General features: G+C 43.5%; 10 protein-coding genes. 9 read left to right on the forward strand and 1 reads right to left on the reverse strand.

Annotation, left to right across the window (positions count from 1 at the left end; genetic code table 11):
• Window positions 1-220: 220 nt before the first annotated feature.
• The 9 genes from KXD93_RS27020 (at window position 221) to KXD93_RS27060 (ending at window position 14,508) form a co-directional block, all read left to right on the forward strand.
• Window positions 221-2,074: a glycoside hydrolase family 13 protein gene (locus KXD93_RS27020; RefSeq protein WP_258140655.1), complete on the forward strand. Its 1,854-nt coding sequence runs from the start codon at window positions 221-223 to the stop codon at window positions 2,072-2,074.
• Window positions 2,075-2,202: 128 nt separating this feature from the next.
• Entirely contained in the window at window positions 2,203-2,853 is a 651-nt protein-coding gene (gene pgmB, locus KXD93_RS27025) for a beta-phosphoglucomutase (protein ID WP_258140656.1), read from the forward strand.
• A gap of 207 nt (window positions 2,854-3,060) precedes the next feature.
• Window positions 3,061-5,430, forward strand: coding sequence for a glycoside hydrolase family 65 protein (locus KXD93_RS27030; RefSeq protein ID WP_258140657.1), 2,370 nt, complete (start codon window positions 3,061-3,063; stop codon window positions 5,428-5,430).
• 165 nt (window positions 5,431-5,595) lie between these two features.
• Entirely contained in the window at window positions 5,596-7,314 is a 1,719-nt protein-coding gene (locus tag KXD93_RS27035) for an alpha-amylase family glycosyl hydrolase (protein WP_258140658.1), read from the forward strand.
• A 110-nt stretch (window positions 7,315-7,424) separates the two neighbouring features.
• Entirely contained in the window at window positions 7,425-8,747 is a 1,323-nt protein-coding gene (locus tag KXD93_RS27040) for an MFS transporter (RefSeq protein WP_258140659.1), read from the forward strand.
• Between the two features lie 314 nt (window positions 8,748-9,061).
• Entirely contained in the window at window positions 9,062-11,515 is a 2,454-nt protein-coding gene (locus KXD93_RS27045) for a glycoside hydrolase family 31 protein (RefSeq protein ID WP_258140660.1), read from the forward strand.
• Between the two features lie 178 nt (window positions 11,516-11,693).
• Window positions 11,694-13,844, forward strand: coding sequence for a 1,4-alpha-glucan branching protein GlgB (gene glgB / locus KXD93_RS27050; protein WP_258140661.1), 2,151 nt, complete (start codon window positions 11,694-11,696; stop codon window positions 13,842-13,844).
• Between the two features lie 98 nt (window positions 13,845-13,942).
• Window positions 13,943-14,161 (forward strand): hypothetical protein, encoded by a 219-nt coding sequence (locus tag KXD93_RS27055; RefSeq protein WP_258140662.1) that lies wholly within the window; start codon window positions 13,943-13,945, stop codon window positions 14,159-14,161.
• A 155-nt stretch (window positions 14,162-14,316) separates the two neighbouring features.
• A complete protein-coding gene (locus KXD93_RS27060) occupies window positions 14,317-14,508 on the forward strand; it encodes a hypothetical protein (RefSeq protein WP_258140664.1) in 192 nt (63 codons plus the stop codon).
• Window positions 14,509-14,546: 38 nt separating this feature from the next.
• On the opposite strand, the gene KXD93_RS27065 is transcribed toward KXD93_RS27060, so the two are convergent.
• Entirely contained in the window at window positions 14,547-15,485 is a 939-nt protein-coding gene (locus KXD93_RS27065; RefSeq protein ID WP_258140665.1) for an SGNH/GDSL hydrolase family protein, read from the reverse strand.
• Window position 15,486 lies beyond the last annotated feature (1 nt).

Consider the following 15,486-nt stretch of genomic DNA (forward strand, 5'->3'; position numbering starts at 1 on the left):
GCAATGCGATCCGGGATATATCCATGCATTCGCTCACCTGTATAGGGCGTATGCTATACGCCCCTACCCCCCCAACACTAATTATAATTTCTATCGTATATGCGCACCCAAAAACTAAATTTCACTTTTTCGTACAACAAATCATTTTTATTTTAAATTTGGAACGCGGATGATCGAAGAATTCATCACCCCGCCCAATTATCTTCTGATAAAACCTGGTATGAAAAAATTATTGTTTTTTACAGCTTGCTGCCTGTTGATGGCACTGGGCTCTTTTGCTCAAATTCCTGCCCTGGAACGCGTAGAACCTATGTTTTGGTGGGTTGGTATGCATAATCCTAACCTGCAACTGATCGTTCATGGCGACCATATTGCCGACCGAAAAGTGGAACTGAACTACCCCGGTGTTAAGCTGGTCGCGGTTCATAAAGTTGAAAATCCGAATTACCTTTTTGTTGATTTACGCATTTTATCGGGTGCAATTCCGGGAACGTTCCCGATAAAGTTTATAAAAGCCGGTGAAAAGGCGTTAACATATAGTTATGCGCTCAAGGCACGGGACCGTTCGCCCGGGCGTGCGCAGGGAGTAACCAGCAGGGATTTGATCTATCTCATCATGCCCGACCGCTTCTCCAATGGCGATCCCTCGAACGACTCGTTTACCAACCTGCGCGAGCAGGGCATCCACCGCGATTCGATGTTCAGCCGTCACGGCGGGGATTTGCAGGGGGTGATGAACCACCTGGATTATCTGAAGGATTTGGGTGTTACAGCCATCTGGCTAACACCCGAAATTGAGAATGATGAGCCTCATGCTTCCTATCATGGTTATGCCGTTACTGATTATTATAAGGTTGATCCGCGCTATGGCACCAACGAGCTTTATAAAAAGTTTGTTGAAAAATGTCATAGCATGGGGATGAAGGTGGTAAAGGACCTGGTGCACAACCATGCCGGTACCGAAGGATATACCATTAGTGATATGCCGATGAAAAGCTGGGTGCATCAATGGCCGAAGTATACCAAGTCAAACTTTAGGGATATGGCGGTAATGGACCCGCACGTTGCACCGTCAGACCGTAAGCAAATGCTTGACGGCTGGTTTGACCATCGCATGGCGGACATGAACGAGAATAATCCCTATGTTCAAAATTTCCTTACTCAAAACCATATCTGGTGGGTTGAATATGCAGGTGTCGATGGCTTCCGTTTGGATACTTACCCGTATAACGACCCGGAGTATATGGCTAAATGGGCGGTTGATGTGAAGAATGAGTTCCCGCACCTTTCTATATTCGGCGAAACGTTGGTTTGGTCAGCTGCTAATCAGGCTTTCTTTACACAGGGTAACACCGTTAACCGTGGTTTTGATACCCACCTGCCAGGCGTAACCGACGGCGTTTTAAAGGAAGCAATTTACGATGCGCTGAACGCCAACGAAGGCTGGACTGAGGGGGTGAATCGTCTGTATTCAGTGCTGGCGCAGGACTTTTTGTACCAGGATGTAACCCGCAATACCATCTTTTTAGATAACCATGATATGAGCCGCATCCTGTCGGTAGTGGGTGAAGACATCAATAAGTATAAATCGGCCATGGCCATGCTGATGACCATGCGCGGCGTGCCGCAAATGTATTACGGCGATGAGATCCTGATGAAAAACTTCTCGAACCCGGATGGACTAGTGCGGGAGGATTTTCCGGGCGGCTGGGATGGCGATAAAAAGAACAAATTTACGGCTGAGGGGCGTGACGATAAGGAAAATGATGCCTTTAACTACATAAAAACGCTGGCGAATTACCGCAAAAATACCTCCGCTTTGCAAACCGGGAAAATGATGCAGTATATCCCTGAAAACGGCATCTATGTATACTTCAGGTATGATGATAAGAAAACAGTAATGATGGTTTACAACAGTACCGACAAGGAGCAAATTACCGGGACAACCCGCTATTACGAACGGATAAAAGGCGCGAAAACTGCTAAAAATGTAATTATAGGCGGTAATACCGGCCTTGATAAGCTCACAGTAGGCCCAAAATCAACATTGGTACTGGAACTTGAGACCAAGTGAAAATATTTAGAGATTAATAATTGAATGATGATTTTTTAACGGTTAATTAGTGAATTGATAAAAATGATTGTCGTCGAACAATTCATAACCAACTAAGCCCTAATTATTTAAATTTGCGAACAAATATAATGAGTACTATAAAAGCCTGTATTTTTGATTTGGATGGAGTGATTGTCGACACGGCCGTTTATCACTACAAAGCATGGAAACGATTAGCCGATGAACTGGGCATCAACTTTACAGAACACGATAACGAAAGACTGAAGGGCGTTAGTCGGGTACGGTCGCTGGAAATCATCCTGGAATTGGGGCATGTTACAAAAACGCCCGAAGAGCAGCAGGAACTGGCCACCCGTAAAAACGACTGGTATGTGGAAATGATAAACCGCATGACGCCCGCCGAAATATTGCCAGGAGCAAAAGAGTTTTTGGAAACCTGCCGCGCCGCCGGAATAAAAACCGCATTGGGCTCAGCGAGTAAAAACTCATCTACCATACTGAACAAAATTGGTTTGTCGCACCTGTTTGATACGATAGTGGACGGCAACCATGTAAGCAAAGCCAAACCTGATCCTGAAGTTTTTTTGAAGGGTGCCGAAGCACTGGGTGTAATTCCTGCCGAATGCGTGGTGTTTGAAGATGCCATTGCAGGCGTTGAGGCAGCCATAATCGGGGGAATGAAGGTAGTTGGCATAGGACTACCCGAAGTGCTCGGGGAAGCCAACATAGTGATAAGCGGGTTGGATAAGATGAGTTTGGAGATACTCAGAGAATTATAAATAAACCAAACCAACCTTGTCATTGCGAGGTACGAAGCAAACTCGTAGCTATGTAAGCGTGGAAGCGAGATGTAAACGCGCGACGAGGTTGCCGCGCTATCGCTCGCAATGACAAATTTAAAAGAACGAAGTTAAAGTCCTCTCCTTTGGAGAGGATTTAGGTGAGGCAAACAAAACAACAACTGAATACACAATTACTACATAAGAATGAAGGACTACATTGAAGTTGATGAGTGGAAGATTATAGAAGATGGTTTTAACCCACATCATAATAAGGTATCCGAAAGTATATTTAGCCTGGGTAATGGCCGGATGGGTCAGCGGGCGAACTTTGAGGAAGCATACAGCGGCGATACATTACAGGGTAACTATGTTGCCGGGGTGTATTACCCGGATAAAACCCGTGTGGGCTGGTGGAAAAATGGCTACCCTGAATATTTTGCCAAAGTACTTAATGCAGCAAATTGGATAGGCATCGACATAAATATCGACGGCGAACAACTTGACCTTGCTAAATGCGAAGTGATAAGTTTCAGGCGCGAACTAAATATGCAGGAAGGCTACCTGAAAAGGAATTTCACGGCAAAAACGGCCCTTGGGAAAATTGTTGAGGTGGAAGCTACCCGTTTTTGCAGTATGGCTGATGATGAGGCCGGCGCAATAAAATATACAATTACTCCTGTTAACTTTTCAGGCTCATTAACCATTACCCCGTTTATTGACGGCGATGTAGTTAACAAGGACTCAAACTACGACGAGAAATTTTGGGACGAAGTAAAAAAGGAAAGCTGGAACGATGGTGGCTTCATCCAGATGCGCACCAAAAAAACAGGGTTCGAGGTAGCAACGGGAATGCTGATCAGTGTGCTGCAGGCCGGCGAGCCTGTTAAACTACACACCCAGGCAGTTACCAAAGAGAAATATATTGCTGCAAAATTTAAATTGCAGGTAACAGAGGAGCAAAACACAACCATTATTAAATATGCTGCTAACCTGTCGTCGCAAAATTATGAGGCGGCGGACCTTGCAGCTAATTTGAAAACCACCTTAGCCAATATCAGCAAAAAGGGCTTTGATACCATGTTACAGGAGCAGGCTGATGCCTGGGCCGAAAAATGGAAAATGAATGATATCATCATTGAGGGTGACGCATCTGCACAGCAGGCTATCCGCTTCAATATTTTCCAGCTTAATCAAACTTATACCGGCGAGGATGATCGTTTAAATATCGGCCCCAAAGGTTTTACCGGCGAAAAATATGGCGGTTCAACTTATTGGGATACCGAAGCTTACTGTGTGCCGTTTTACTTGTCGACAGCAGATCAAAAAGTTACTAAGAACCTGTTGTTATACCGCTATAAACAGTTGGGTAAGGCTATTGAAAACGCAAAGTTGCTGGGCTTTAATAACGGCGCCGCGTTATACCCGATGGTTACCATGGATGGTACCGAATGCCATAACGAGTGGGAGATCACTTTCGAGGAGATCCATCGAAATGGAGCAATCGCATATGCTATTTTCAATTATGTAAGATATACGGCTGACGAAGCTTACCTGGCCGATTATGGATTGGAAGTGCTGATAGCCATTGCGCGCTTCTGGTCGCAAAGAGTTACATTCTCGGGCGACAGGCAGCAATATGTTATGCTGGGTGTTACCGGGCCTAACGAATATGAGAATAACGTAAACAACAACTGGTACACGAGCACGCTGGCTACATGGTGCATGAAATATACCATGGAAGTTGCCGAAAAGGTTAAGGCAACCGACGCTGCAAAATATGCAGAATTGGTAAGCAAGATCAGCTTTAAGGAAGAGGAAGAAACTGCCCGCTTTAAGGATATTATCGCAAAAATGTATTATCCTTATGATGAGCGGCAGCAGGTATTTTTACAGCAGGACGGCTATTTGGATAAGGAACAGATCCTGGTTAAAGATCTTCCGGCAACGGATCGCCCTATCAACCAAAAATGGAGCTGGGACCGGATCCTGCGTTCTTGCTACATCAAACAAGCTGACGTTTTACAGGGAATTTACTTTTTTGAGGATCAGTACGATATAGAAACCATCCGCAGGAATTTTGATTTTTACGAGCCACGTACGGTACATGAATCTTCCTTATCGCCTTGCGTACACGCTATTTTAGCTGCAAAGTTAGGCGATGAGGCGCGCGCCTACGAATTTTACCTGCGTACCGCCCGTTTGGACCTTGACGATTACAACAACGACACCGAAGACGGCTGCCACATCACATCAATGGCAGGCACCTGGATGTCGGTAGTGGAAGGTTTTGGAGGGATGCGTGTAATTGATGGCAAGCTGTCGTTCCAGCCGTTTTTGCCGGGTAAATGGGCGTCGTTCTCGTTTAATATAGGTTTTAGGGGTACTGTCGTGAAAGTGACTATATCCAAAGACACGACAAGAATCCGACATTTGTCAGGTCCGGAAATAAAAGTGCTTGTTAGGGGACATGAAATGGATGTTCGGCCTAATTTCGTTGCAGCGATGAAGACTACTACTATTTTGTTAACGCCTCCATCGCTTGATCAAATTTATAACCAAAAAAATGAACATTGAGGTCTTTGGTTAGTAACGATTATACATTGAACGTAATAATACAACGTAAAACAACGGTGCAAAAATATTTGGCGTAACAATATGAAACGGCACTTATTTATCTTAACAATACTGGTGTCTTTTTCAACTATATGCTTAGCTCAGCATCACGATAAAAAGATAAAAATGGAGTCATCCGCAACAAATAAATTGATCATTTACCAACTACTGCCCCGCCTGTTCGGCAATACCAAAACCGTTAATAAATTTAATGGTTCTATTGAGGAAAACGGATCGGGAAAGTTTAACGATATTAGCGATAAGGCTTTACAGGAAATTAAGGCGATGGGGTTTACCCACGTTTGGTTCACCGGGGTAATTGAACATGCCACCATGACGGATTATTCATCATTCGGCATCAAGGCCGATGATCCGGATATAGTAAAAGGCCGCGCGGGCTCACCTTATGCGATTAAAGATTATTATGATGTTGATCCTGATCTTGCCGTGGATGTAAAAAACCGCATGGCGGAATATGAGGCTTTGATCAGTCGTACCCATATCAACGGACTTAAAGTTTTAATGGATTGTGTGCCTAACCACGTTGCCCGTACCTATGGCTCGGATGTAAAACCGGCAGGCGTAAGGGATTTTGGGCAGGATGACGACACCACACAAGCCTTCAGCGCTAAAAATGATTTTTATTATATCCCCGGCCGGCATTTTACCGTGCCCGCCGGGTATAATCCGGGCGGCGATGAGCTTAAAAGTACCCTAAAGGACGGCAAGTTTGATGAGCACCCGGCAAAGGCAACAGGAAATGATGTATTTAGTGCATCGCCGTCTATCAACGATTGGTTCGAGACTATGAAGCTGAATTATGGCGTCGATTATTTAAATAACCATACACCGCACTTCGATCCGATTCCGCCGCTATGGAATAAGATGTATGACATCCTGAATTTTTGGGCTTCAAAAGGCGTAGACGGGTTCCGGTGCGACATGGTGGAGATGGTGCCATTTGAATTTTGGGGTTGGGTAATCCCGAAGCTAAAGGCACAGCACCCCGGCCTGATCTTTATCGGCGAAGCATATAACAGCACACTTTACAAAAAATACATCAATACCGGTAAGTTCGATTACCTGTACGACAAGGTAGGTCTTTACGATGCCATCAAACGCCTTACCCGTAATGAACCAAACGCTACCACTTGGGATATTAACCATGTTTGGCATAATGAAAGTAATGGCATCGACGGCCACATGCTCCGCTTTATGGAAAACCATGACGAGCAACGTATTGCATCAAAGGAATTTGCAGGCAACCCATGGAACGCTATCCCTGGAATGATAGTTACCGCAACTTTGGCTACCGGGCCGGTGATGATTTATTCGGGCCAGGAAGTAGGAGAGCCGGGCGCAGGGGCCGAAGGCTTTGGCGGTGACGACGGTCGTAGCAGTATTTTTGATTATTGGGGTATGCCCGAGCACCAGAAATGGATGAACAATGGCAAGTTTGATGGCGGGCAGTTGTCTGACGATCAAAGCAAACTCCGCAGCTTTTACAGCAATTTGTTGAATACTGTACATAACAACGAGGCCTTTACAACCGGCGAATTTTATGAGCTGATGGTAGCCAACGAGCACCAACCCGGTTTTAATACCCGGCTGTATATTTTCCTGAGATATACTGCCAAACAACGTATATTAGTAATTACCAATTTTAACCGCAGCGAACAAACCATAACCGTTAAACTGCCGGACGACCTGCTTAAACAATTAAACATAAGTGGGTCAAAGCAGTTTAAGGATTTGTTGAGCGGAACCAATTATAATACAAACGATATAAACAACGGAATTACGCTAACATTGCCAGCCACAAGCGGGATGTTGCTGGAGTTTTAATACGATTTTAAGATTTGAATGATTAACTGGATCCTACAGGTATAAAGTGATCCTGTTAATCGTTACAATTCCAAAATCGCGTCAACCAATAAACAATTGAATTAAAATATATGGCAACTTTAAGCAGGACCCACAAGCCGAGGCTAAGCTTTTGGCAAATATGGAATATGAGCTTCGGCTTTCTAGGCATTCAGTTCGGGTGGGCGCTGCAAATGGCAAATATGGGAGCCATTTATGAATACCTGGGTGCAAAGCCTGATAAAATACCCATGTTATTTTTGGCGGCGCCATTAACTGGTTTATTGGTACAGCCAATAGTAGGTTACATGAGCGACCATACCTGGCATAAAAAGCTGGGGCGTCGCAGGCCTTATTTTCTTGTTGGAGCAATTGTAAGTTCTATTGCCCTCCTTTTTATGCCTAATTCTTCCACGTTGTGGATGGCAGCAGGTCTATTATGGATAATGGATACCTCTATCAACGTTAGCATGGAACCATTCAGAGCATTTATAACCGACAAACTTCCTGACGATCAGCGTACCAGAGGTTTTGCTATGCAGAGTGTTTTTATTGGGTTAGGTTCTATAGTAGCGTCGGCACTTCCATGGATGATGGCTCATTGGTTCCACGTAATCAATAATGTTAATAGTGGCCCCATACCTGCAACGGTGCGATATTCTTTTTATATAGGTGCCTTTGCATTTATAACGGCAGTGTTGTACACGATAATTACAAGCACAGAGTATCCACCGGCAAATCTGACGGATAAATTAAAAACAAAAGAGGAGAAAAAAGGGTTTGGCGCCGGGGCTAAAGAGATATTTCATTCTATCGGAAATATGCCAAAAAGAATGAGAAAGCTTGCATTGGTGCAGTTTTTTACCTGGCCGGGCTTGTTTTTAATGTGGTTTTACTACTCGCCCGCAGTGGCGCGAAATGTTTTTGGCGCAGTAAGTGAAAAAACGGCTTTATATACCCATGGAATTGAATTTGCCGGACTCACATTATCATATTATAATCTTGTAACCTTTGTTTTTGCGTTTTTTTTACCGTTTATAGCCAGCCGGATAGGACGCAAGTATACGCATATGGTATGTTTGCTTTGTGGTGCTGCAGGTTTGATATCTGTTGCTTTTATCCACGTGCCGGAAATGTTATATTTATCAATGACGGGGGTGGGGATTGCCTGGGCCAGTATACTATCTATGCCGTATGCTATGCTGGGTGGCTGTCTTCCTGAAGATAAGGTGGGTATTTATATGGGCATTTTTAATTTTTTCATTGTGCTGCCCGAGATCTTGGCTTCGTTGTTTTTTGGCTGGATAATGTCGCATTTATTGAATAATAATCGTTTGCTTGCTGTTGAAATTGGAGGTTGTTTGATGATTTTAGCGGCATTATTAACATTATTGATCAATGAAAAAGAGGAATAACAATCTTTCCGCAGAACATTGAAACCGGCGCGGTTAGAAGCCAAATATTGGTAGAAAAAGCACAGAAAGAATTTTTTGCCAGTAGAGGCAGCACCTTTACGATAAATATTGCGTTATACATTAACCCTGATGCACTAAAAATCCCACTTATTTTTGTTGATATCTTTAAAAAGGTACCGTCTCCATAAATGAAATCAACTTTAACAAAAAACTGTATTTGGCACGGTTAATGGTTTTAGAAAAATATGTATTATTGTATATTGCGTACAGGATACACAATGTGTTTGTTTGGGGATAGAGACTAAAAATATTTAATGGAAGACAATATACTTAACCAGGAGCTGATAGCTAATAGTTTAATAGAAGAGGAAGAAGAGTTTCATCACCTTAATAATCCTGCAGATGGAATAAAACCCATCATCAAGAAATACCTTGGCGTGCCCAATCACGTCGACCAACAGGATAATAAGTTTTTTTTTACCGATGGGGATGCAAAAGTAGAGGTAACCGTAATTACAGACGAAATCATCCGTGTAAGGTTAGCACCGCACGGCGTGTTTTTGGAAGAATTCTCGTACGCGGTACCTAAGCTGGAACATAAGGCAATTGCATTTGCCTTACATGAAGATGCACTGGAATTTCGTGTGTCAACCAGCGCTGTACATTGCCATATCCGTAAGGAAGATTTCTTTATATCATTTTCTGATAGCCAGGACCATATTACCAGTTCGGACGCTGTGCCGATGCATTGGGAGGAGAATGTTAAGTTTGGCGGCTATTATGTTTACTGTACAAAAACCTGCTCTGAAAAGGAAAGCTTTTTCGGGCTGGGCGATAAACCCACCGAGCTTAACCTGCGCGGAAAAAGATTAAGAAACTGGAACACAGATGCTTATTCATTTGCCTGGAACCAGGATCCGCTTTACCGCAGCATTCCGTTCTATATCAGCTTAAACGATGGTATAGCCCACGGCATCTTCTTCGATAATACGTTTAAGGCACATTTTGATTTTGGTGCAGAAGACCCCACAAAGACCAGTTTTTGGGCTGATGGAGGCGAATTGCAATATTACTATATCCACGGGCCGCACATGATGGACGTGGTAAAAAGTTACCATTATTTAACCGGTACCCACCCTATGCCGCCGCTTTGGGCATTTGGCTATCACCAATGTAGGTGGAGCTATTACCCTGAGGCCAAGGTGAGAAAGATTGCCAACGGCTTCCGTGAGAATAAAATTCCATGTGACGGAATTTATCTCGACATAGATTATATGGACGGGTACCGCTGCTTTACCTGGAACCGCAAATATTTCCCCGATCCTAAAAAGATGATTAAAGAATTAATCGCTGACGGCTTTAAAACCGTAGTGATTATTGATCCGGGCATCAGGGTAGATGATAATTATTCGGTGTTTAAAGAGGGTAAGGAAAAACGATATTTCTGCCGCCGCTGTGATGATTACTTTATGGAGGGCCACGTATGGCCGGGCCGTTGCCAGTTTCCTGATTTTACCAATCCCGAAGTACGCGAATGGTGGGGAGGCTTGTTTGACGAGCTGGTTCAATTAGGCGTAGCGGGTGTTTGGAATGATATGAACGAGCCGGCCGTATTTGGTGCAGGTACGTTCCCTGACGATGTTCGTCACCAATATGATGGCTTCCGCGGATCACACCGCAAGGCCCATAATGTTTATGGAATGCAAATGGTGCGCGCTACTTACGAAGGTTTGCGCAAACTGATGAAAAATAAGCGTCCTTTTACTATCACAAGGGCGGGCTATTCAGGTGTGCAGCGTTACTCGTCTGTTTGGACAGGGGATAATGTAGCATCGTGGGAGCACCTGAAGCTGGGTAATATCCAGATGCAGCGATTATCTACATCGGGCATTTCCTTCTGTGGAACTGACATTGGCGGCTTTAGCGGCGAGCCTGACGGCGAGCTGTTTACCCGCTGGATCCAGATGGGAACATTTTCTCCGTTTATGCGTGCACACTCTGCCGGTGATACCAAGGAGCGTGAGCCATGGAGCTTTGGGGCGCCGTTTACCGATATCAACCGCAAATTTATAGAGCTGCGTTACCGCATGCTGCCTTATTTATATTCAACCTTCTGGGAGCATCACCGTTACGGCTTTCCTATTTTAAGGCCGATTGTGATGCAGGAGCAGGACGAGATCAGCAACCATTTCCGCCAGGACGAGTTTACTTATGGTGATAAGATCCTGATTTGCCCTGTACTTGAACCTGGTCAGCAAAGCCGCATGGTTTACCTGCCAAAAGGCAAATGGTATAACTTCTGGACCTACGAAATGGTTGATGGTGGACAGGAAGTACTGGTGCCTACACCGTTGGAAACCATCCCGATTTTCGTAAAGGCAGGCTCTGTTATTCCTGAATATCCTGTAATGCAATATGTTGGCGAAAAGGAAATTGAGGAGGTAAAGCTGAATATCTATTACAGCAATTACGAGGTTAATTCGTTCCTGTTTGAGGATTACGGCGAAACGTTTGCCTACGAACAGGATATTTACCTGGAGAAGAAATTTGTAGTAAGCGGCAAAAGTACGCTGTTAACCATTCAACAATCTATGGAGGGGCTTTATACGCCACGCTACGAAAGCTATCATTTTAATGTGATAGGTTTGCCATTTGCTCCCACCAGGATCTTAGCGGACGGGAAGGACGTGCCATTCAGCATCGACGAAAATAAAAACGTTGAATTTAAATTCACCAAGAACTTTAAGCAGATAGAGATTGTGAAATAGAGATTAGTGGTCAGAGATCAGTTGAACGCGGAATAATTGGAACTTACGAAGTTTTTAAAACTTCGTAAGTTTATCGCTTCATAAAAAGAAATCCTCAACCTCTTATCGCTATATTTGTTATAAACCAATTACCGACCTCAAATATTTTACCCTAAAGGCCTTATGGCCCTTCTGCACTATGGCAAAAAAACACGATCAAACGGAACCTGCAAAGCCTGCAGCTAAATCTGCGGCAGCAAAAAAAACAGTTAAGCCAAAGGCAGAGGCCCCTGTAAAAGAGACTGCACCTGCTAAACCGAAAGCTAAACCTGCCGCAAAGAAGGAAGCTGCTGCGCCTAAAACCACTAAAAAAACAACCACAGTTGTATTAGCGCCGCCACCACCGGTTTTAAATGCCGTTGAAGTGTACAGCAGTTTTACCGATTTCGATATTGCCCTGTTTAAGTCGGGCAAGCATTACAAGCTGTATGAAAAATTTGGTTCACATGTAATTGAATTTAATGGTGTTGTAGGTACTTACTTTTCTGTTTGGGCGCCAAATGCACAGTATGTGTCGCTGATTGCCAATTTTAACGGCTGGAACCGTGGCTCACATCCCTTATATGTTCGCTGGGATGGCTCGGGGATATGGGAGGGCTTTATACCCAACATAGGCGTTGGCGAAACGTATAAATATTACATCAAATCATCTACAGGAGAGGACCTTGAAAAAAGCGATCCGTTTGCATTACGCTGGGAAGTTGCTCCAAAAACAGCATCCATAGTTGCTGACACTTTTTACGAGTGGAAGGATAATGAATGGATGGCCACACGTGAGGGGCATAACGCGCTGAACAGGCCATATTCGGTTTACGAAATGCATATTGGCTCGTGGGCAAGGAGCTACGAAAGCCCTGATGAATTTTTAACATATGATCAGCTTGCCGAGAGATTAGTGCCTTACATCAAGGAAATGGGCTTTACGCACGTGGAGTTTATGCCGATAATGGAGCATCCATATTACCCGAGCTGGGGATACCAGATCACTGGCTTCTTTGCCGCATCATCAAGATATGGTACGCCTCAACAACTGATGTATTTGATTGAGGAATTGCATAAGGCAGGAGTAGGGGTGATCCTGGATTGGGTACCATCCCACTTCCCGGGTGACATTCACGCCCTATACAAATTTGACGGTACGCACCTTTATGAGCACGCCGATCCGCGCAAAGGATTTCACCCTGATTGGAAATCGTACATATTTAATTACGGACGTAACGAGGTTCGCGCGTTTTTAATAAGCAATGCTATTTTTTGGCTGGACAGGTACCATGCCGACGGACTGCGTGTAGATGCAGTAGCGTCCATGCTGTACCTTGATTACTCACGTAAACACGGTGAATGGGAAACCAATATGTACGGTGGGAACGAAAACCTGGAAGCTATCTCATTCCTAAAGGAATTTAACGAGGCGGTTTACAGCATCTTCCCCGACACACAAACCATCGCTGAGGAATCCACCTCATTTACGGGAGTGAGTCGACCGGTTTACACTGGTGGCTTGGGCTTTGGTATGAAATGGATGATGGGCTGGATGCACGATTCTATAAAATATTTTTCGACTGATCCGCTTTATCGTAAATATCACCACAACCAGATCACTTTTAGCCTGATCTATGCCTTTACAGAAAACTTTATGCTGCCCTTCTCGCATGACGAGGTAGTTTACGGAAAAGGGTCGATGCTGCGTAAGATGCCGGGTGACGAATGGCAGCAATTTGCCAACCTGCGTTTGCTTTACAGCTATATGTTTACCCATCCCGGTACAAAGCTGCTGTTTATGGGAGCCGAATTTGGGCAAGGCACAGAATGGAACTTCCAAAATTCGCTTGACTGGTACCTGCTTGAATACCCTAACCACCAGGGAATAAAGGAAACCGTAAAGGCATTGAACCATTTATACCGCGATGAACCCGCACTTTACGAAAAAGGCTTTGAATGGAGCAGCTTTGAATGGGTTGACGGCGGCAACTCAAACGATTCGATATTGGTTTATAACCGCAAGGGGCACGATGTTGAGAACGACCTGGTTGTTATCTTAAACATGACGCCAATAACACACCATGGTTATAGGATCGGTATGCCAACGAAGGGCAAATGGACCGAGATCTTTAATTCCGATGCAAAAAGATTCTGGGGCAGCGGTGTTGAAAATAACGGACAATTCGCTACCGATGCTATTAACTGGCATGGCAGGGATAATTCAATTTTAATAACCATTCCGCCTTTGGCAGCAGTAATATTTAAAAAGGCAGCTGTTGTACCCGCTAAATACGAATTAAAAAAATAGTTATCTGAATGTTAATAACTTAGCTAAGTTAAAGGAACCTTTTTTATCCCGGTTGCGTAATAAGTACATTGATTCTTTAAGACGGGTCAATCCATATTATGAACCCTAAATATCGTTCACTGTACCTGATGATTGGCTTTGCCGGATTTGCATTTCTTGGTTATGATGCATTTATTGCGTACCCGGATATCAATCCGTTAAGAGTTTTGTTAATTGCGGCCCCGGATATGGTTTTCTTTTTTCTTGCATACAGAACATACCCTGTTGAGGAAACTGGAACCCTGAAAACCAGTAAGGTGAAGTCGTACCAGAGTTAGATAATATTTACTAATAAAGATATTTAGTTGAACAGTCTTCAAATAGTCATTGAAAAATGGTTTATTTGAAGACTGTTTGCATTCTAGCCCTTATTAGTCGCTGCTAAAACATTATTGTCAGATACCCGGTTGTTAAAAGATTAGAACTTAAAATTATGAACCCTAAATACCGTATCCTTTATTTAATAGCCGGAATACTTGCCTTAGGGTTAGTTATTTACCAGGCTGTTACCACATATCCGGCGCTGAATTATCCCAGGTTAGGGCTTAATACAATTATTTCTATCTTCTTCTTTTACCTCTCCTACAAAACTTACCACGAGAAAAAGGATGGGGAATTGATGTAGTTATTTGACAGTTAATCTGAATATTTATAATAAGGCCTTTATTGAACTGATAATGGTTTGATCTGTTTGATCTTCTCAATAATTACAGATGTGTATCTTTTCGCCCCATTTATATTGAGGTGTTCATCATCAAAAAAATAAACCTTGTTCTTGAAACGGTCATCGTTAGCGAAGTCGAAGAAGGGCACATGGGTGTCAGTAGCAATTTTTGCGGCAATTTGCGATGTGCGGGTGTTCGAGCGCAATTTCGGCAGTACCGGTGAAATAAAAACGAATACCTTAATGTGTCGTTTCAAACATTCGGTAAGGAACGATTTATAAACGTTAACATAATTTTGGTCAATAGCACTATCCGTATAATAGTTTCCCTTAAATACAGTCTTGATGGTATCAGTTAATGGGATGAATCCCAACAGGCTATCAGCCTTAAACTCCGTTTTGTTCTTATAAATGTTGCGATTAATTATAGAAAAAAGCTGCGAATTAAACTGGTAAGTTTTTGACAGAACCTTTATTTTTTCGAATGCAGATCGCTGATTAATTATTGAGCGAATTTCAGGGTGTTGGTCATAGTAAGGTAACAGGGAAGATAGATGATCATACCCGGCCGGGTTCACGCTGAATTCATCAGCTCTTATATCAAGGATAATAATCTTTGGTGTATAACGCTGTAGAACACATTTCAACATCGCATATGAATATAGCAGGTAATTACCCCTGGCTCCGGTATTATAACAGCTCAAATGCACACTGTCCGCCAGTTGTTTCGCAACGTAATGATGTACAGCGTGGGATGATCCTATGACCAGCAATTGCTGATCAGCATAGTTGGCGACGTAGGTTGTTGTGTTGCCAATTATCGAGTCATGCTTGAAATAAAAATATTTTAACACGCTGCCTGTCGTATAATCAAGCACAATTAGCAATAGGATGAACAGCACCAGCTTTTTTATCAATGCCTTTAAATTATAGCTCATC

Source organism: Mucilaginibacter phenanthrenivorans, from assembly GCF_024721155.1.
Taxonomy (GTDB): domain Bacteria; phylum Bacteroidota; class Bacteroidia; order Sphingobacteriales; family Sphingobacteriaceae; genus Mucilaginibacter; species Mucilaginibacter phenanthrenivorans.